Consider the following 19,378-nt stretch of genomic DNA (forward strand, 5'->3'; position numbering starts at 1 on the left):
GCAGGCCGAACAACGGTATTGAGGCTAGCCAGTGGTGCGGTGGAAGGTCCACCGCTGGTTGGAGCCGCCGGTGTCGCGGTACTGGATCAGTGCGGCGCCGTCGGCCGTACTGCCTCCGCTGACGTCGAGCACCTTGCCGCTGTTGCGGTTGACCACCAGGAACTCTCCACCGGCTTGCGGGCGCAGCTGCCACTGCTGGCTCGCCCGGCCGTCGGCGGTCGACTGCACGACCCGCGCGCCGTCCGCCAGCGAGGACCCTCCCACGTCGAGGACCTTGCCGCTGTTGACGCACATGATGGTGTGGTAGCCGTCCGCAGTGGACTGGAAGGTCCACTGCTGGTTCGGTACGCCCTTGTCGGTCCACTGGAGCACGGCGGCGCCGTCCGCCTTGGAGGCGCCGGAGACGTCAGTGACCTTGCCGCTGCGCACGCTGACGCACTTGTAGGCCCTGGCGGGTGCGATGGTGTACTGCACCCAGTCCACGTCGACGTAGCCGGTGCCGTTGGGGTTGTAGGTGTAGAGCCCGACACGGTCGCCGCGGTAACCGCCCCACGTGAGCTGGTAGGTGCCACCGAACGACGTGAACGAGCTCCCGTCGAGGCTGTAGGAGAACCGGCTGACCCCGTTGACGTCCCACGAGGTACGCAGCCACACGGCGTTCTGGGTGATCACCGGGCCGTTGGTCAGGCTGCCGCCGACGTTGTGCGCGATCGTCGTGGTGGTCCCCGAACGCCGCACACCCAACCCGGCGTACGTGGCCGCGTAGTGGCACAGCCCGGCGTGCTGGCCGTCGGCGAGGCCGGCCAGTTCGAGGCGGACGGTCACCGTCGCGCCGCCCGCCGTGCGCAGCGTGCGTTGGGTGAGGATGTTGCCCACCTTGGTCAGGTTGTCGGCTGCGAGCGGTGCGAACGCCTTCAGCCGCAGGTAGCCGGGGCGTTCGGTCAGCGACCAGTGGTCCGCGCGCGGCTGGTAGTACCACTCCCACTGCGGCTTGAGACGGGTGTCGGTGAACAGGTCACTGGTCACCACGGAGGGCAGCGCGTCGACCGGCGCACCGGGTGTGCCGCCGACGGGCACCTGCCCCGTCCACACCATGGTGCCGATGCCGTCCGCGCCCACCGCACCCAGGATCGGCCAGCCGTCCACCCAGGTCACCGGCAGCAGGGACAGGGGACGCCCCTCCCAGTCGCCGTGGCCGTGATGGGTCACGAAGTACCAGGCGCCGTCCGGAGTCTGCACCAGCCCGCCCTGGTTGGGCTCGCGGTCCACCGAGACGTTGACGTGCTCCAGCTGCCGGGTCTCGAACGGGCCGTAGAGGCTGGAGCCGCGGTTCATCATGAGCACCCGGCCCTCGGGCTTCACCTCGCTGTACAGGTGGTAGTAGAGGCCGTTGATCTTGTAGAGCTTGTTGGCCTCGCTGCCCGGTGACTGGTGGATGACGGTGGACGGGCCGACCAGCGACTTCCCGTCCGCGGACAGCTTGAACAGGTGGATTTTGTAGCCGTCCGAGTAGTGCGTGGTGACCAGATGGCCTTGGCCGTCGTCGTCCCAGAACGGGCACGGGTCGTCCCAGCCGGAGGTCCGCCACACCGTCGTCAACGGCTCCCAGGGCCCGGTCGGTGAGCTCGCCGACGTCATGAAGAAGCCTTCGTCCGGGGTGTTGAAGTACACCCAGTACCGTCCCCCGTGGTAGTGGATGGCCCCGGCCCACACGCCGCGGCCGTAGCGGTTCATCCGGTCCCAGTTCAGCAGCGGTCCGATGCTGGTGAGATCGTCGACGGCGCCGCCCAGTGTCCGCCAGTTGACCAGGTCCCTCGAGTGCAGGACGGCCACGCCGGGCGAGTACCCGAACGTGCTGGTGATGCCGTAGTAGTCGGCGCCGACCCGGATGCAGTCCCAGTCGCTGAAGTCGCCCGGGAGGATGGGGTTGACGTAGGTGCCGTCGCCCTGGTCGCCCCACGTCCCGGCCGGAGGCACGGCTGCCGCCGCCGGGCTGGGGGGCAGCAGACCCGGCAGCAGGAGGGCCCCGGTGCCGACCGCGGCGAGTCGGCCGAGCTGTCGTCTGGTGATGTCCACGATGTCCGTCCTTGGTCAGGAGTCATCACTTGGATGGGCGGTGTTTCGACGCGAGTACGCGGTACGCGGTGGTGGAGGTTCGCCGGGAACGGTGCCGGCCCGTGTTTCGCCGGCACCGTTCCCCAGGTCCTCAGTCCACGTTCACTGCCTGCCACAGTTGGCTGTCGGCGTTCGTGTCCGTCGTCTGCACGAGCTGAGCTCCGGCTGCCGTCGACGAGCCGGACACTGCGAGCAGCTTCCCGCTGTTCACGTTCTTGATCTTGTAGTAGCCGTTGCCGGCGGCTACCGGGGTCCAGTGCTGGCTCGCACCGTTGTTGTCGGGCTGCTGGACGACGGTCGCGCCGTCCGCGGTGGACCCGTCGGTGACGTCCAGCAGCTGACCGCTGTTCTCGTTGACGATCTCGTAGTTGCCGCCACCGGCCGCGACCCACAGCCAGCGCTGGTTCTGCGCTCCGGTGTCGTTCCACTGGAGGACGTTCGCCCCGGCGGCGGTCGATGCGCCCGAGACGTCGATCGCCTTGCCGCTGTTCTTGTTGAGGATCTTGTAGAGCACGCTCGTGGCGGGGAAGGGGATGGCGGCGAACGCGTCCAGGGCGCAGACGGTGTTGGAAGAGGCCGTGTTCTTCGTTCCGGCGCACACGACCTTGATCGTGTGGGGGCCCGCGGCGAGATCCGTCTTCTCGAACAGGGGTATCTGCTTCGTCACCGTCGAGGCGTAGGCGTCGATGCCCGACTGCGCCAGGGTGCCGTCGACGTAGACGTCGACCTTGCCCATGTTCGGCTGCTTCATGCCGAGATACCGCACGCCTGAGCCGGTGAACGAGTACTGGACGTAGTCGCCCGCCCTGTTCGTGTACTTCTCGGATCCGTTGAAGTCGCGGGAGTCGTTCCAGTTCGACCAGCCGGAGGAGTAGGTGAGACCGGAGTCCTTGTCGTCGACGAAGGCATATCGCTGACGTACGAGCGACTTCGACGCGGGGGACGCGTTCCCCTGGGCGTCCACGACGTAGAGGCGGTAGTCGCCCGGCTTCGGCGGGACGGCGATGGTCGTCGCGGATCCGGCCGCCTTCGTCATGGTGGGGCCGACGGCGAACGTCGTCGTACCGGAGGGAGCCAGCCAGAGAGTTCTGGTCGCGTCACCGAGGGCGCGGACCGGGATGGACGACACGCCCTTGCCGGTGAATGTGCTTGCGGGCAGGACGTGGTCCTGCAGGCCCAGGTTGCTGCGGGGGACGATGTCCTTGTAGGCGTTCTCCAGGCCGGAGTTCACGGCGATGTCGTACGCCTGCGACGGCCACACGTTGTCCGGATACGCGTGCACGTCCTGGATGGTGCTGTTCGGGACGTTCTTGTTGGACATCTTGTTGACGGTGCCGTAGGTGTTGGTGATGCTCAGGTCGTGCTGCCGGCCCCAGGTGCCGGAGTTGATGGTGTAGGCCAGGCCCGGGTCGACGTCGAGCACGTTGTCGTGCTCGTTGAGGTAGGCGGAGCCTTCGTCGGGATGCATGCCGTACTTGTGGCCGGCCGGGACGCCCTGGATGTAGTTGTCGCTGATCTCGGTTCCCGGCTGGCTGCCCAGCGTGTAGATGGGAGCGGAGTCGCCGAGCACCTGCATCGTGTCGACGATCTGGTTGTGGCTGATGGTGTTGTTCTTCGCCGTGGTCGTCGGCACACCCGGTTGGATCGAGTTCGCTGAACCGTCGAAGTTCCACCACCCCCAGCCGAGCGTGATGCCCGCCCACGGGGACTTCTCGATCCGGTTGTGCTGCACGGACAGGGAGTCGACGAAGTACGCCGACACGGGGCTGGACCCCTGGAACAACACCGCGCTGTCGTAGAGGTAGTTGTCCGTGATCGAGATGTTCTTGCAGACTCCCTCGACGTTCACCGGGTACTTCTCGTGGTTGGTCGAGGTGTAGTCCCCGATGTACACGTGCTGGGGGTGTCCCACCGTGATGGCGGATCCGGCGATGTCGTTGACGTAGTTGCCGGTCAACTGGGTGTCCGTCACGTCGTTGACCATGTTGATCCCGTCGGCGCCGGTGTGCTGCACCGTGTTGCGCGAAAGGACGATCCCGTCGGCGTTCTCGATCTGGATGATCCCCGGCGGCAGGTCGACGTTGCGGTAGGTGTACGCGTGGAAGTTCTTCCTCGCGTACACGGTCGAGCTCGCGTTGCCCTGCTGGCCCTGCCGGAAGACGGAGCCCGCGACATTGACCAGGTTCCAGTCGGAGTGTTCGACGGTGAGCCCGGAGAACGTGATGTTCCGGGCGTGGTCGGCCGTGGACGTGCCGGCGATCCTGATGAGGGTGGACACGTTGTTCGGCGCGAACACCTGTGCCGACGTCATGTCTTCGGAGCCGGACTTGTAGTAGTAGAGCGTGTGCTTCGTCTTGTCGAAGTAGAACTCGCCCGGCTGGTCCAGGAATTCGTACGCGTTCATGAATGTGTGGCTGCCGCCGCCGGCGTTGAAGTTGCCGTTCGGCGGTCCCTGGGCGATGGCCGCACCCGGCTGCTGGAACAGGGCCACGCGATTGGCGCCGTCGGAGCTCGTGGTGATCTGGCGGACTCCCACGATGGCCGTGGTCCAGGTCGTCGCCGATTTGATCTCGACGTCGTCCTGGTTGGAGGCGACGGCGGGCAGGTCGGAGAGGCTGTACTTGGCTCCGTCGCACTGCGAACCCGACTCCCAGGCCCAGGGAGCCTGGCCGGCCGTCACGGTGTAGGTCCCGTAGCAGCCGGCCGAGTTGATCGTCTTCGAGGCCATCTGGGCGCGCTTGCCGTTGACGTAGAGCGCGCGGAGCTTGTTGTCGCGGTTCAGCGGCGCCTTCCAGATGTTCCCGCTGTGCTGTGTCCAGCCGGTGACCTGAACGCCTCCGTTCAGCACCGGCTTCTCGTTCTGGTAGGCGGCGTACACGACATGGTGGCCGTTCGTTCCGGAGTCGGCCGGCGTGAAGTTGACGGTGTTGCCCACCGGGTAGTTCCCGCCGCGGAGATAGACGTTGATGTCTCCGGTCATGTTGCTGTTGACCGTGCGCACGACGTCCCGTGCGTGCTGCAGGGTCTTGAACGGGGCTGTGATCGTCCCGGGGTTGGCGTCGTCGCCGTCGGGGGCGACGTAGTAGGTCGCCTGGGACGCGGCCGAAGCCGGGGTCGGCGTCGTGAGGGACGTCAGCAGCACCGCGGAGAGCACCGTCGCAAGCACTGCCGACAACGTGCGGATGGTGGAGGTGACGGGCTTCATCGTCTGCCCCTCCTGCTGTTTCGGGCGGTCGGGAAAGCGATCATGTGGGCGGCTCCGGGGGGTTGTCGGTGCGGTTGACGCGGCGTGGCCTGTGTAGTGGGTCGGTCGGGCGACACAGGCGGTCGTGGCGCCGGAGGAGAGCGCGTGGCTCCGCGCGACCAGTGCGACGAGGATGCCGACGGGGCCGCCGCCGACCACCTTCTCGCCGTCCTTCAGGGCAGCCCGGCCCACGTCGCGCACGGCGACCGCGTTCGCTCGACGAGCGCGGAACGGTCCAGGGCCAGGGTGTCGGACAGCCGTATCAGGGTGGAGGCAGGCACCGTCCGGCGCACGGTCACCGCGTTGCCGGGCGCCCAGCCGTCCACATGCGCGCCGGCGCGTACGACACGACCGGACATCTAGTGCCCCAGCACGGCGGGCATGCGTACCCGGGCGTCCAGGTCGCCGTGGACGGTGTGCAGATCGGTGCCGTGGACACCGACACGGGCGGGGGTCGGCTCCACCTCACCCGGACCGGGCGGCGAACCGGGTGCGGGAGCCGTGTTCAGGGTGCGCGCGGCCGAGTAACGGACGGTGAGTGTCATCGTCTTCTCCAGAGTTCCTTCGGCAGGAGCACCGACGGTCAGCTGCGGCCCGGAAGGCGGTAGAAGGCGGTCGCGGTGCCGGAGAGGAGCGCGTGGATCTCGTGCTGGGAACAGTCGGTGAGCAGTTCGTCCACGGTGGCGGCCCAGCGGTTCCAGCCGCCGGCGAGGTTGGCGACCGGCCAGTCGGAGCCGAACATCAGCCGGTCCGGGCCGAAGGCGGTGATCAGGATGTCCCAGACCGGGCGGATGTCGGCGGTGGTCCAGCTGTCGTGGTCGGCCTCGGTGATCAGCCCCGACAGCTTGCAGACCACCTGCTCGTGTGCGGCCAGCCGTTGCACCTGACGTCGCCAGTCAGCCAGTTCGTGCCGGGCGATGTTCGGCTTGCCCGCGTGGTTGAGTACCTGGGGCAGCTCGGGGAAACGCTCGGCCAGGTCGACCGCCTGGTCGAGCTGGTGGCTGCGGACCAGTACGTCGTAGGAGAGCCCGCGGTCCCTGACCACCGCCAACCCCCGCTCGACATCCGGGCGTTGCAGCCAGCCCGGGTCCGTCTCACCCTGGACGAGATGGCGCAGGGAGCGCAGATACGCGCCGCCCGGTCCGGCGAGCAGCCGGTCCAGCACCTCGCCGATCGCCGGGGACGTCAGGTCTGCCCAGCCGACCACCGCCTCGATCAGCGGCTCCTGCTCCGCGAGGGCGAGCAGGTCCTCGGTCTCGGGCACGTCCGGCATGCACTGCACGGCCACCGTGCCGTGCAGGTGACGGCCCGCAATGGGACGGGTCGCGGTGGAGCGCAGGTCGCCGGAGGTGAAGGTACGGCTGATCGACGCCAGGGCGGGGTCGTCGAGCCAGGGCTGCGGACGCCGGTCGAGGTCCCACAGATGGTGGTGGGCATCGATGAGGACGGGGGCGGGGGGGCATGGCGGGTTCCAAGTCGGGTCGGTCTGGCGTGGGCCGTGTCAGGCGGTGACGTCTTCGCCGGGCGGGTCGAGGTGCCAGATCTCGGTCAGTTCCGTCCACTGGCGGGAGTCGCCCCGGTCGGGCCAGGGCTCCTGGCAGGGGTCGGTGAGGTTCCACCATTCCTGGGTCTCGGGGTCGGCTTCGAGGACGGCCATGTCGGCCTCGAAGTCGTCGCCGTGGTACTCGAAGTAGGCGAACAGCGCATCGCCGTGGAGGAAGATGCTGTAGTTGCGGATGTTCGACCGGTGCAGGGCGGCTTGGACGCCGGGCCAGACGGCCGAGTGGAGTTCGAGGTACTTCTCGCGGTGCTCGGGTCGGAGCCTGATGGTCTGGGCGACGCGCTTCATACGGTGGTCTCCTCCGTGCCCGTGCGGGGATCGTCGGCCGGGGTGTCGAACGGGGTGCGGTAGCTGGGTGTGTTGGTGCGCAGGTCGAGCCGGAGGGTGAGCCGGATACGGGTGGACGCGGGCAGCCGGACGGTCAGGAAGTCGCTGTCGCAGACCTGCTCCGTCTCGGTGACGACCGGCTCGGTGTGGCCGTAGTCGTACATGTCCCCGATCCAGCCGTCGTCCTCGCAGGTCGTGTACCGGACGGCGGTGATGGTGTGCTCGGCGAAGGCGCCCGCCTGGACGATCACCGTGCGATCCGCCTCGGGGGAGAGGTTGACCAGTTCGAGGGTGGTCGCCTCGGGGTCGATGGACGTGACCAGCGCGGCCACGTCCGGCGGCAGGCCGGCCCGGCGGGCCTCGGCGTCGTGGTAGCGCAGGCGGGCCTGCTGCAGGCCCCCGTTGTACAGCACCTGGGGACCGCCCCAGGTCAACTGCACGAGGGCCTCGGTGACCACGGGGTTGCACAGCTGCCACACGTGGATGTCGGCCTCGGGCACGTCCAGGTCGCGGTAGCGGTCGATACGCCGCAGGCGGTGGCGGACCTGGGCCTGGGCGGTGGCGAGGATCCGCTCGGGGTAGCCGGGGTCGTCGCCGGCGAGAAAGGCGAACCAGGCCTTCTCGTGCCCGGACTCCTCCTTGGCCCGGAACGGCCGGACGGTGCGCCAGTCGATGCCATCGGTCTCACGCAGCCCCTCCAGCCGGGCGCGGTCGGCGTCGGAGGCCGTGTGGTGCCACAGGGCCACCGGGACCGGCGGGGTGGCCGGGTTGTAGTCGAACCAGCCCGAGTCGTTGTGGCGGAAAGGCAGGTGCGGAGTGGGGGTGTGGATGTCGGGACCGAGTTCGACCGCCCACTTGGAGGGGAGGCTGGAGTCCGCCTCGGTGTGGGGCATCACCTTGCCGCGGCCGATGAGGGCGTCGAGCGAGCTCGCGACCATGGAGAGGTAGTCGTCGTCACCGGTGACCGTGGCCGCCGCGAGCGCCGCCACACAGGCCGCGTGGCCCACGCTGTGCCAGCCGTGCGGCCAGGACCAGCCGTAGTGGCCGCCGTACCAGCGGCCCTCCAGCAGGCTGCCGACGACGCCGTCCGGACCGGCGTTGTCCGGGATGAGACCGCCGTTCGCCTCGGTGCGCTCCCGCCACGCGCCGACGTACTCGACGATCCAGTCGCGGTAGCGGTCCTCGCCGGACAGGATCCAGGCGTTGAGGACCAGTCCGGCAGCGGCGAGATTGACCGCGGTGTCGCCGACGCCCATCCGGTCCCGCATCTGGGCTCCGAGACGCGGGTCCGCGGAGAGTGGGTACGGGCCGCCGTCCGCCTCGGGGATCCAGTCGAGCGGGAAGCCGTACGTCTGCGCTTCCTTGAGCAGCCACGGGTAGACGTCGCCGTCGAACAGACCCGTCCGGTCGGGGTCGCTGCCGTTGTGCGGGCGGGTGATGACGCGGTGCTCGGGGTCGTAGTTGCCCTTGACCGGGTCGACGTACAGCTCGGCAAAGCGCAGGGCACGTTCGGACCAGCGGTCAGGGGCGGCCATGCACAGGAAGTAGAGCAACAGCAGGCTCTCGCCCTGGTGGAACCAGTCGTAGCCGCGCTCGAACTCGTCGTGCAGCATGCCGAGTTCGGTGAGCTGCCGGGTCACGCCCTTCCAGTGCTTCTCACTGGCGGGCAGCAGATCGTCGGCGCCGCCGAGGAGGTAGAGCTGGGGCCAGTTGAAGAACACCTCGTAGAAGTCGTCCACGCCGTCGCGGGTGGTCAGCGGGCCGGAGTAGTTCAGTCGTCCGTCCGGGCCGGTGAAGTCGCGGGCGAAGCGTCGCCAGGCGTGGTCGAGGAGGTCGAACAGGGACCGCTGGGCCACGGCCCAGCCGGGTGGTTCGAGCAGCGGCACCCCCGCCTTGATGTCGGGTGGCGGGACCGGCCGGCCGCAGGGGTCGTCCTCGGCCGAGGTGCGGTCGGCAGAGCTGTGGTCCATGGGAGATCTCCGTTCGGGTGGGCGGCAGGACGGCGCACGCCGGGGACGACGGCCGGGCGGTCGGGACGGGCCGCTATTCCTTGGTGGCGCCGGCGAGCATCCCGCTGACCAGGAAGCGCTGGGCGAAGAGGAAGACGATCAGCACGGGCGTGATGGCGACGAGCGTCGCCAGTGCCAGCTGCGGACGCTGGATCGCCAGGTCACCGACGGTCGGATTGAAGGACGGGACGTTGCTGAGCAGGGTGCCGACCCCCACCTGGATGGGCATCTGGCTGCTCTCGGGGAGCATGACGTACGGCAGGAAGTAGTTGGTCCAGTTGGCGACGAAGCTGAAGAAACCCACGAGCGCGACGACCGGGGTCGCCAGCGGCAGGGCGATGTGCCAGAAGACGCGGAACTCCGAGCAGCCGTCCATCCGTGCCGCGGCCAGCAGGTCCTTCGGTACGGCGGTGGTGAAGTAGATGTACGTCAGGTACACGCCAAAGGGGTAGAACGAGTACGGCAGGATGATCGACCACATCGTGCCGATCAGGTGCACCGCGTTGATCTCCAGGAACAACGGCACCACCAGGGTGGCGTTCGGCATGAGCATCACGACCAGGGTGGCCACCAGCAGGGTGTGCCGGCCGCGGAACTCGGTCATGGCCAGGGCGTATCCCGCGGGAATGGCGACACCGAGAGTGATGACCAGCGAGATCACCGCGTAGAGCGCGGAGTTGCCGAGCCACTGCATGACGGCGTCGTCCTGGAACGCCGTGAGCGCGTCCCAGTTGGCCTTGAGCGCGTGGAAGGAGCCGAAGGACAGCGGGTTGTCGTGGACCAGCTGCTGGTCGGTCTTGGTCGCCGCGAGGACGAGCCACAGCACCGGCAGCACGAAGAACACGACGAACACGGCCAGTACGGTGCCGGTCTGCAGCTGTGATGCCACGCGCCGCAGGGGACGGGGAGGCCGTCGCTCCGGAGCCCGGTGATGTGTTCGGCTCCTGACGCCCGGTTCCCCTTCCGTATGTGGGGCGGCGATCGAGAGGGCAGAGGACTTATTCGGCATCGAAGAACCCCGAGCGTGCGACGAAGACGGCGGCGGCCGACACACTGACGACCAGGAGCTCCACCGAGACGGCGGCCGCGCCGTTGATGTTGTTCATCTGGAAGGCGAAGTCGTACGTCAGCTGGTTGAGCGAGTAGTCGCGTCCGGCCACGCCCACGCTGGCGAGGGAGAGCAACTGGGGCTCGACGAACAACTGGGCGCCGCCCGCGAACGCCAGGATCACCATGTACACGATCCACTTGCGGAGCATCGGAATCTGTACGTGCCAGGCGGTCTGCCAGGCGCCCGCACCATCGATGCGCGCGGCTTCCATCACGTCCGTGGGGATGTTGTTGAGCGCGCCGTACATGACGACGATCCAGCCGCCCGCGCCGGTCCAGAACGCGATGATCGTGAACAGCAGGGGCAGGTTGCCGGGCGCGATCACCTCGCCGAAGGTGTGGAACCCCAGCACGCCCAGCAGCGATCTGACCGGGCTCACCGTCGGGTCGAGCATGAACAGCCACACCAGCACGCTCGCGGCGCCGGCGAGCGCTCCGGGGATGTAGTAGAGGAAACGCAGGGCCTTGCCGGCCGGCCCGGAGGCCAGGCGGTGCAGCAGCAGCGCCAGGGCCACCACGAACACGACGAGGGACAGCAGCCAGAAGGCGAGGTAGACGGCGACATGGCTCACGGCGTCCAGGAAGCGGAAGTCGTGCGCCGTGCTGACGAAGTTGGCGAAGCCGGTGACCGTGCCTCCGGCGTCGGTGAAGGCGAAGTAGACCGCGTAGGCAGTGGGGAGCACGCCGAAGGCGACCAGCAGGACCACGTAGGCGGCGACGAAGGCCATACCGGCCCGGCTCTGCCGGGCGGTGCCGCGAGGGCGCCGGGTGGCAGAGCCGGCCCGCGAGTGGGTGAGGGTCACTGTGAGACCTTGTATCCATTGGACTTGGCGTACTTGACGACGGAGTCCTGCCAGGCGGGCAGCATTGAGACGACGCTCTTGCCCTGGGTCAGGGCCGGCTTGACGGTGGCGGCCCAGATCGCCTCCTGGCTGAACTGGCCCGAGCCCCAGCCCGGCCAGACCTGGGAGGACGCGGTCTTGAGGGCGTTCAGGTCACTGGCGAAGTAGCCGGAGGCGTTCTGTCCCTTCAGCCAGACCTCGGCGGCCGGTGCGTACGCGGGGAAGCCCGGTGCCTTCTTGCCCTGGTAGGCGTTGTCGGCGGTGACCCACTTCAGGAAGTCGGTGGCGGCCCTGATGTGCTCGGAGTGCTGGGACAGCAGCCAGGTGCCGCCGCCGACGTTGCCGGTGGACGGCGAGGTCTCGCCCTTCCACTGAGGGATGGGCGCGGCCGCGATCTGCTTGGCCGGCGTCTTGAAGGTGCCCTCGAACAGCGCGCCGCCGTACCAGGCCGGACCCGGCATGAGCAGGACCTTGTCGGCCTGGTTCTTGCCGAAGTCGGTGCTGAAGACGCCGCTGATGGACATGGACTTGTTCTTGATCAGTACGTCCATGAGCTTGGCCATCTTGGTGCAGGCCTCGCTGGAGGTGTTCACCGACACGGACTTGGGGCCGGTGATGTGGTTGGCGCCGCACTTGCTCGCCCACAGGTAGATCTCGGGGGTGAAGGAGTCGCCCGCGTCGCCCACCAGGTAGCCGGGGTGCTCCTTGGCCACCTTCTCGCCGAGCTGCTGGTACTCCTCCCAGGTCGTCGGAACCTGGTAGCCGAACTTCTTCAGGAGCGGCGCGTTGTACCAGAGCACTGCCTGGGAGAGGTCGTTGCGCAGACAGTAGACCGTGCCGTTGACGGTGCAGACGTCGTTGGCGCCGTCGGCGAAATTGGTCAGGGTCGCGGTGGGGATCAGGCCCTTGTTGAGGGGCGCGGCGAAGCCCGCGTCGACCGCCCAGGTCACTTCGTTGTTCTGGGAGCTGAAGACGACGTCCGGCCAGCCCTTGTGGGTGCGGTTGAAGAGCTGGACCTTGGTCTGGAGGTAGTTGGAGCCGTTGGCGTCGCCGTCGTAGGTGACGATGTCCAGCTTCACGTCCGGGTGCTGCTGCTGGTACAGCTTCGCGGCCTCCACACGGGTCGCGTCCACCCAGACGGTCAACGCACCGTCCTTCTGCGGCACCTGGGCGAAGCCGTCCTTGGTCGTCGTACCTGTGGTGCCGCCGCCGCAGGCGGTCAGGGTCAGCGCCGCGGCGGCCGCGCAGCCGGCCAGCAACGCCGCACGACTCTTGCTGGACACCCTCTCCCGGCCGGACGAAGGCTTGTTGACGGTCATGTGCGACTCCACTGGTTTCGCAGGGCGCCCCGAGTGGATGAGCAGGTGGGGCGGGGATGGGGCGACGCCGGCCGTACCGGTCGGGCGTCGTGGACCGCGGACGGCCGTCCCGCTTGCCGCCGCGGAAGAAATTAGCCGCCTTATTCAGGGTTCCGTCAAGGGTTTGTGCAGCCTTCTTCTCGGCGATTCGTGCGTGACACAGCAACGCAGAAGCAAGAAACACCCTAGAAGTTCGCATATGAGGTAATTAGAGACCCAGCTTCATGATGTGGATCTGCTGGCCTGATGAGTACGACTCATTGAGGCTTGAGATACGATGAGCGCGGCTCACAGCGATCAGCCGCCCAGTTGCGTCAGCCAGGAGGCAGGACAGATGAACGACACGCCCGCGGCCCAGACGGCCTTGCCGGCGCAGCCACCTCCCGTTGCGGCGGCAGCGGTGAACGGCGCGGACGCGCGGCCTGACTACCGGCCCGGCTACGAGGTCGTGGCGGAGCGGATCCTCGAGTTCATCGCCGAGGCCCGTCTGGTGGCAGGCGACCGGCTGCCCACGGAGAACGATCTGGCGCAGAGGCTGAACACCAGCAGGGCGGTGGTGCGGGAGGCCGTGAAGATCCTTTCGGCGCTCGGCCGGGTCCGGGCCCACAAGGGGCGCGGACTGTTCGTCGCGGACGACGAGGGCATGCTCCTCACCAGCCGCTGGGGCGGCTTCTTCCGACCCGTCGACCTCGATCACGTGCTCATGCTGTTCGAATTCCGCCGGGTTCAGGAGACGGCGGCGAGCAGTCTGGCCGCCACCCGTGCCACGCCCGCCGAACTGCGGACCATCGAGGTGGCCGTGCAGCAGTGCCGGCACGGGTTCGCCCACGGTCAGGTCGACGTGTTCAACCAGGCGGACGAGGACTTCCACATGGGCGTCGCCGTCGCCTCGCACAACGCCTTCCTCGTCAGCGCGGTGCGTGACGCTCGACGACTGCAGCGGCAGTCCAGCGCGATCGGCATCCACGACACGCTCGGTGAAGGCACCGAGTCCGCCGTCGTGGAGCACGAGGTGATCTACCGGGCCATTCGCGACGGCCGGCCCGACGAGGCGGCCGAGGCCACGGCGGCACATCTCGACAGGACACTCGAGGACTACCGGCGGGAGATCCAGCGACGCCTGTTCGGTTAGGTGACTGACACGATCGTGGGGCCGGGGCGGCCACCGCCTTCCGAGGCAGAAACCTGAGTACCCGAGTACATCGGCGTATCGATGTCCACCACCACGGGACACCACTTTCCTGCCGGGAAGCAGGCGTCCCTCCTTCCCGGCAGGAAAGTCAAGTCAGCAAGCAGGAGCCGAGGCTCCGCTCGCGCCCGTCGGCCCCCGCAGGTCAGGCCAGGCCGAACCGCTCGGCGTGTACTTGCCGTTGGGGGACCTCCAGCCTGCGGAGGGTGCTGAGCACGGCAGAGGTCATCGTGGGCGGGCCGCAGACGTACACGTCGCGTTCGGTTACGTCGGGGACCAGGGCACGGAGACTGTCCGGCTCGAACGGCGATGCCCCCTCTCCCCTGGGGCCGGTGAGCAGGTGCAGCCGCCCGCCGCGGTCGGCGACCAGGTCCCGTACCTCGTCGACCAGCACGGCGTCGTTCTCACTGCGCACCCGGTAGAGCACGACGACGTCGCCGGCCGATTCCTCCTCCAGCAGGGCTCGAATCGGCGTGATGCCGACGCCTCCGGCGATCAGCAGCGCACCGGACCGTGTTCGGTGCACCGAGGTGAACGCGCCGTACGGACCCTCGACGAACGCGCGGCTCCCGACGGGGAGGTGCCGCAGGCCGGCGCTGGTGCTGCCGACTGCCTTGGCGGTCAGGCGCAGCGTTCGGCCGTCGGGTGCCGCCGACAGCGAGAACGGATTCGCCAGCCACCAGTGGTTGTGCCCGGGGAACCGCCAGATGCAGAACTGGCCGGCCCGAGCCGGCAGCCTGTCGAGGTGGCGGCCGGTGACATGCACCGACACCACGTTGTCCGACTCCAGTACCACCGCCGCGACCTCGAATCGGTGATGGACGTTGCGCCACACAGGCATGACGAACCGCCCCGTGACCAGGGCACCGAATGCGAACAGCCACAGGGCCCACCAGTAGATTTTCGCGGGCGCGGAGGAACTGAAGGTCGTGGTCTCCTGCAACTGGTGGACGAACGCCAGCCCCAACGCCACGTACAGCAGCAGGTGCAGGCCATGCCAGACCTCGTAGCGCAGCCGCTGCCTCACATACCGGGCGGACACCACTGCGACCACGACCACGACCGCCGCGGCGCACATCCCGAGCAGGGAGGCCGGGACGTCTGCCAGTGAGAAGAACGTCTTCGTCATCGACGTGTGGCCGAGCCGCGCGAACCCCAGCACCACCAGCGCCGCGTGGCTGAGGATGGTCCACAGCAGGGTGAAGCCGACCCACCGGTGCCACACCGTCAACCTGTCCATGCCGATACGGCGGTCGAGCCACGGCAGCCGGGCCACCAGCAGCAACTGGAACAGCATCAGCACGGCGGCGTGCAGGCCGAAGAACTTGGCGACCGTGAGCACCCCGTTCTGGCCGGTCCCGGCGCTGAGGAACAGCACCTCGACGATCATCAGGTTGACGATGACAAACGTCCACAGCGCCCAGCGCGCCGCAACTACCGGGGGTATGGTGCCTTGCCGCACCTGGGTATATGTCGCTTCCACCGCTTCCTCTTCTTGTCTCATGACCCATTCGCGCCCGGCCCCCGCGAGATCGCGAGACCCGGGCGTCCTTGAACCTGTTCCGTCCCCGTTCGGGGCAGGAACAGAGAGTGCTGCTTCTGCCTGGCTGAGCAGGGGCGTCTGTCCACGCGGGTCAGTGCCGTTGGCAGCAGGAACCACTCGGTGTCCGGCCGGCACCCAGCGCCTGCGCGCCTGCCGCGGCCGCGGCCAGAAACGTCCGGCGGTGAGGCGGGCCTCCTGCGGGCGCCGCAGACGTGCCGTCGAAGGCGTCCGGCATCTGATTAACTCCTCACCCGGCGGCCGGCCTCGGCCGCCTTCGCCGGGCAGGCTGGCTGATTAAGGTCTTAACCACAAGCCGCCGCAGGGTTGTTGGGAAACATGGGGTACGCATGACGAGCTCGCGTGTCTGGCGGCGGCCCACGCTGGATGCCGTGGCCGCACGTGCTGGTGTGTCCACGGCCACGGTGTCGAACGCGCTCAACGGCACCGGGCGGCTGTCCGAGGCGACCAGGCAGCGTGTGCTGGCCGTGGCACGCGAACTCGGTTACGCCCCGGCCAGCACGGCCCGCGCCCTGGCCCGTGGGGGCACCGGAGTGCTCGGCCTGACCATGACCACGTACGGCGACCTGCCCGTCCCGTACACCGAGATCCCGTACTACGCACAACTGGTGCTGGGCGCCATGGCGGCGGCGCATGAGCGCGGCTTTCTGCTCCAGGTGATGCCGAGTTCGATGTCACCGTGGATGTGGCTGAACACGGCGATGGACGGCGTCATCCACGTCGCCCCGCGCGCGGACGACCCGGTGGCTGCCATCCTGCGGGAGCGTGGCATACCGATGGTCACCGATGGCCGGCCGCTCCAGCCGCACTGGTGCGACGCGTGGGTCGACACGGACCACGAAGTGGGCCTGGGCCTGCTTCTCGACCACCTCACGCAGTCCGGCGCCCGGCGGATCGGGCTCTCCCTGCCCCTGCACGACGACGCGTACCCGCGCCTGATCGCACACGCCTACCGGTCCTGGTGCGACGAACACCGCATGCCCGCCCTCGTGGAGGAGTACGCCTCACTGCCCGACTACTTCACGTCCGAACAGGACGCGGTCGGCCGGCTGCTCGACCAAGATCCGAGACCGGACGCCGTCATCGGCGTCTACTCCGACTCCGGTCACAACATCCTCGCCGCCGCTCGCCACCACGGGCTCCGGGTGCCGCGGGACCTGCTGGTGGCGTGTATCAGCGAGGATCCGGACTACGCGACGACCACCCCGCCGGTCACGGCGCTCAGCCTTCGCCCGGACCGGATAGGCGCCGAAGCTGTCGACCTGCTGATCGCCGTCATCAACGCCCGCAGCGGCGTGGGGCGGCGTCGGCTCGTGCAACCCGTGCTGACTCCTCGCCGCTCCACCCGGCGCCCGGCGACGGATGCGCGACGAAGAGGACGACCGGAGTGATTCCAGTGACCGCTGGAGTCCTGCCACGCCCAGCCGCCGCGGCGCTGGCCTGACACGGCACAGCGGCGGCCTTGGCGCCATGGGCGGAAGCCGCGGGCCGTGCACGATGTCAGCGCCAAGGTGCTCCGGCCCGCGACCTCCAGGTTGTCAGCTCCAGGGAGATGCGGTGAGCCAACTGGTGTCCTGCGCCCACGACGACGTGGAGTCCCAGGCGTTGGAGCCGCCGTTGCCGGCTATGTAGGCCGTGAAGTTGTAGTGGCGGAGGTACTTCGTCGGGAAGTTGACGGACTGGAAGGAGTGGCCGATCCCGCTGTTGCCCGCGGTGGGGCAGAAGGTGGCGTCCTTCGCGAACGAGCTGCCGCCGTTGTCCGTGTCCAGGTAGAGCTGGTAGTTGGAGTGGCGCAGGAACTGGCCGGGCTTGTCGGCCGACTCGAAGGACAGGCAGGAGGTGTTGGCCAGTCCGGCCCGGACGATCCAGGTGGCGTCGGCCTTGTCGGTGGCCGAGCTGGCGGAGGTGATGCTGGAGATGACGACCTTGGTGTCGGCGTCGTCGTGGCGCAGGTAGTCCGAAGTGCAGCAGGGCGAGGTGGTGGCCTTCAGTGAGATCCGGGAGCCGGGGGTGAGGGTTCCGGTGCTGGTCGAGCCGCTGTTGTACCCGGCGGCGGTGATGTTGGCCTGGACGGCGTTCTCGGTGGCGTCCGAGGGATAGCCCTGGGTCATCACGCCTTCGTAGAAGGTGCCTTGGCCGGTGTTGCTGTTGTCGCCGCCGATGCCGAGGATGATCGCGCCCTGCTTCTTCATCGGGTTGTAGCCGGAGACGTTGGGGCGTACGCCGTTGTAGAAGGTGGACAGGCCGCCCGACTGGGCGTCGCCGCCGCGGATGGCCCACTGGTTAGGGCCGCCCTTGAGCATGGCGGTCTGGAACCGGTTGTTGACGCTGGGGTCGCCCGCGTTGAACCCGCGGTTCACGTCGGAGAACAGGCCGTTCTCCAGGGCGTTGCGAGGGGAGCGTCAGCTCCAGGGGGCGGCGGCGAGCCAGCTGGTGTCCTGGGCCCACGACGACGTGGTGTCCCAGGCGTTGGTACCGCCGTTGCTCGCGATGTAGCCGGTGAAGCGGTAGTGGCGGATGTACTTGGCCGGGTAGTTGAAGGACTGCAGGGAGTAGCCCGTGCCGCTGTTTCCCGGCTTGGAGCAGAAGGTGGCGTCGGCGGCGAACTGGCTGGTGCCGGCATTGGGCTGGAGGTGGAGCTGGAACGCGTAGTGCCTGAGGTAGCTGCCGGGTGTGTTGGCCGACTCGAAGGAGACGCAGCTGCTGTCGGCCAGGCCGGCACGGACGACCCAGGTGGCGTTGCCCTTGTCGGTGGTCGAGCTGCTGGAGGTCACCGGCGCGATCACGACCTTGTCGTCGCCGGTGTCGTGCTGCAGGTAGTCGCTGGTGCAGCAGGAGGTGGTGGCCTGCAGCGACACCTTCGCGCCCGGGGTGAAGGGGCTGGCGGTGTTGGTGCTGTAGCCGGCCGCGGCGATGTTGGCCTGGACCGCGGCGTCGGTGGCGTCGGAGGGGTAGCCCTTGACCATGGCGCCCTCGTAGAAGGTGCCCGCGCTCGCGTTGCGGTTGGTCTGGCAGCAGTCGCCGCCGCTGCCGAGGATGACAGCACCCTGCTTGTGCATCGGGTTCCATCCGCCGGGCAGTGCGCCGCTGTAGAGCTGGGTCAGGCTCCCGGACTGGGCGCCTGCGCCCTTGAGCGCCATCTGGGTGGTGCCGTTGTTCTTGAGCATTGCCGTGACGAAGCGGCTGGTCTGGGAGACCTGGTTGGGGTTCCACGTCTTGCTGCCGCCGGAGAACAGGCCGTTCTCCAGGTCCGCCTGCACCCACGGTCCGGTTCCGCTGCAGCCGCCGAACCAGCATTCCGTACCGAAGTTGATCGCGTCCATGGCGCCGTTGCCGTCGGCCTTGTGGTCGATCTCCGTGTTGCCGTAATCGAAGCAGCAGCCGTTGTTGACGTGGGTGCCGCTGGTGACCATGTACTCGCCCTCGGGTGAGCTGCCGGTCGGCACACCCCCGGAGGAGTTGTAGGCGAAGTAGCTGTTGCCGGGGTTGATGTAGAGCGCGTAAGCCTTCTGGCCGCCCACGCTGAGCGCTTCGGTGGTCGCGTTGGCCGCCGTGTCGGCGCCGCCCGTACCGCCGGGTCCCTGATAGACCAGGGTGTTGCCGCTGCCGGTCTGGTCGTAGACGCGGGTGATGGTGCAGGTGGTGCCGGCGCAGAACGAGTCCTGTGCCGCGGCGTTGGCGACGCCTCCGGCCGACAGTACGCCGATGTCGTGCAACGTACTGTCCGACGTCCGCTGCACCTGGTAGAGCGGGCCGTTGTAGGAGGCGAACAACGCGCGGGTGGTGCTGTGCGCCGCGACGCACGGCGTGCCGCCCGCCGCGTAAATGTCGCACGGCCCTTGTGCAGCCGCCTGCGAGGCGCCGCTGAAGGCGATGAGGCCGGTGAAGGCGAGCGCCACGGCGGTCAGGCAGACAACCACCCCCCGGCCCAGTTTTCCGAATATGAGCAGCGCAGGCACCATGTACTCCCTTGTTCATCGTTACGGGGACAGCAAGCCGCGCCCCCAACCGGGTTTGCCGTGGAGGTGGGGGCGGGCTGATGGGGGCTGAGGGCGGACGGAC

General features: G+C 68.3%; 12 protein-coding genes and 2 pseudogenes. 2 read left to right on the forward strand and 12 right to left on the reverse strand.

Annotation, left to right across the window (positions count from 1 at the left end; all coding sequences use genetic code 11):
- Window positions 1-24: 24 nt before the first annotated feature.
- The 9 genes and pseudogenes from EDD92_RS44140 to EDD92_RS44180 all read right to left on the reverse strand — a co-directional run bounded on the left by EDD92_RS44140 (window position 25) and on the right by EDD92_RS44180 (window position 12,527).
- Entirely contained in the window at window positions 25-2,076 is a 2,052-nt protein-coding gene (locus EDD92_RS44140; protein WP_123969460.1) for a family 43 glycosylhydrolase, read from the reverse strand.
- A gap of 130 nt (window positions 2,077-2,206) precedes the next feature.
- A complete protein-coding gene (locus tag EDD92_RS44145; RefSeq protein ID WP_123970823.1) occupies window positions 2,207-5,320 on the reverse strand; it encodes an RICIN domain-containing protein in 3,114 nt (1,037 codons plus the stop codon).
- Between the two features lie 96 nt (window positions 5,321-5,416).
- Window positions 5,417-5,904, reverse strand: a pseudogene (locus EDD92_RS44150) (alcohol dehydrogenase catalytic domain-containing protein); the annotation flags it as partial.
- Window positions 5,905-5,942: 38 nt separating this feature from the next.
- Window positions 5,943-6,800, reverse strand: a complete 858-nt coding sequence (locus tag EDD92_RS44155) for an amidohydrolase (RefSeq protein ID WP_123969461.1) — start codon at window positions 6,798-6,800, stop codon at window positions 5,943-5,945.
- A gap of 60 nt (window positions 6,801-6,860) precedes the next feature.
- A complete protein-coding gene (locus tag EDD92_RS44160; RefSeq protein WP_123969462.1) occupies window positions 6,861-7,208 on the reverse strand; it encodes an L-rhamnose mutarotase in 348 nt (115 codons plus the stop codon).
- On the reverse strand, window positions 7,205-9,217 hold the full coding sequence (locus EDD92_RS44165) for a hypothetical protein (RefSeq protein ID WP_123969463.1): 2,013 nt from the start codon (window positions 9,215-9,217) through the stop codon (window positions 7,205-7,207). Before EDD92_RS44165 ends, EDD92_RS44160 begins: the two co-directional genes overlap by 4 nt.
- 73 nt (window positions 9,218-9,290) lie before the next feature.
- Complete coding sequence (locus tag EDD92_RS44170) at window positions 9,291-10,145, reverse strand: carbohydrate ABC transporter permease (protein WP_123969464.1); 855 nt, start codon at window positions 10,143-10,145, stop codon at window positions 9,291-9,293.
- A gap of 109 nt (window positions 10,146-10,254) precedes the next feature.
- Entirely contained in the window at window positions 10,255-11,169 is a 915-nt protein-coding gene (locus EDD92_RS44175) for a carbohydrate ABC transporter permease (RefSeq protein ID WP_123969465.1), read from the reverse strand.
- The gene (locus tag EDD92_RS44180; protein WP_123969466.1) at window positions 11,166-12,527 is read right to left on the reverse strand and encodes an ABC transporter substrate-binding protein; all 1,362 of its coding nucleotides are present in this window, start codon (window positions 12,525-12,527) and stop codon (window positions 11,166-11,168) included. Before EDD92_RS44180 ends, EDD92_RS44175 begins: the two co-directional genes overlap by 4 nt.
- Window positions 12,528-12,900: 373 nt before the next feature.
- On the opposite strand from EDD92_RS44180, the gene EDD92_RS44185 reads away from it, so the two are divergent.
- On the forward strand, window positions 12,901-13,698 hold the full coding sequence (locus EDD92_RS44185; protein WP_123969467.1) for a FadR/GntR family transcriptional regulator: 798 nt from the start codon (window positions 12,901-12,903) through the stop codon (window positions 13,696-13,698).
- A gap of 202 nt (window positions 13,699-13,900) precedes the next feature.
- On the opposite strand, the gene EDD92_RS44190 is transcribed toward EDD92_RS44185, so the two are convergent.
- Complete coding sequence (locus tag EDD92_RS44190; RefSeq protein ID WP_399185147.1) at window positions 13,901-15,238, reverse strand: ferric reductase-like transmembrane domain-containing protein; 1,338 nt, start codon at window positions 15,236-15,238, stop codon at window positions 13,901-13,903.
- Window positions 15,239-15,645: 407 nt separating this feature from the next.
- Here EDD92_RS44190 and EDD92_RS44195 point away from each other — a divergent pair, with 407 nt between their 5' ends.
- Window positions 15,646-16,707, forward strand: coding sequence for a LacI family DNA-binding transcriptional regulator (locus EDD92_RS44195; protein ID WP_123969468.1), 1,062 nt, complete (start codon window positions 15,646-15,648; stop codon window positions 16,705-16,707).
- Between the two features lie 147 nt (window positions 16,708-16,854).
- Here EDD92_RS44195 and EDD92_RS44200 read toward each other — a convergent pair.
- Window positions 16,855-17,700, reverse strand: a pseudogene (locus EDD92_RS44200) (arabinofuranosidase catalytic domain-containing protein); the annotation flags it as partial.
- An 18-nt stretch (window positions 17,701-17,718) separates the two neighbouring features.
- Window positions 17,719-19,278: an alpha-L-arabinofuranosidase B gene (locus tag EDD92_RS44205; protein ID WP_185124330.1), complete on the reverse strand. Its 1,560-nt coding sequence runs from the start codon at window positions 19,276-19,278 to the stop codon at window positions 17,719-17,721.
- Window positions 19,279-19,378: the final 100 nt, after the last annotated feature.

The organism is Streptomyces sp. TLI_185 (assembly GCF_003814765.1).
Taxonomy (GTDB): Bacteria; Actinomycetota; Actinomycetes; order Streptomycetales; family Streptomycetaceae; genus Streptomyces.

Excerpts from the sequence above, each read along its gene's own strand:
- EDD92_RS44160 (WP_123969462.1), bottom strand. The coding sequence starts at position 7,208 with ATGAAGCGCGTCGCCCAGACCATCAGGCTCCGACCCGAGCACCGCGAG.
- EDD92_RS44205 (WP_185124330.1), bottom strand. The coding sequence starts at position 19,278 with ATGGTGCCTGCGCTGCTCATATTCGGAAAACTGGGCCGGGGGGTGGTT.
- EDD92_RS44165 (WP_123969463.1), bottom strand. The coding sequence starts at position 9,217 with ATGGACCACAGCTCTGCCGACCGCACCTCGGCCGAGGACGACCCCTGC.
- EDD92_RS44195 (WP_123969468.1), top strand. The coding sequence starts at position 15,646 with ATGACGAGCTCGCGTGTCTGGCGGCGGCCCACGCTGGATGCCGTGGCC.
- EDD92_RS44145 (WP_123970823.1), bottom strand. The coding sequence starts at position 5,320 with ATGAAGCCCGTCACCTCCACCATCCGCACGTTGTCGGCAGTGCTTGCG.
- EDD92_RS44185 (WP_123969467.1), top strand. The coding sequence starts at position 12,901 with ATGAACGACACGCCCGCGGCCCAGACGGCCTTGCCGGCGCAGCCACCT.
- EDD92_RS44180 (WP_123969466.1), bottom strand. The coding sequence starts at position 12,527 with ATGACCGTCAACAAGCCTTCGTCCGGCCGGGAGAGGGTGTCCAGCAAG.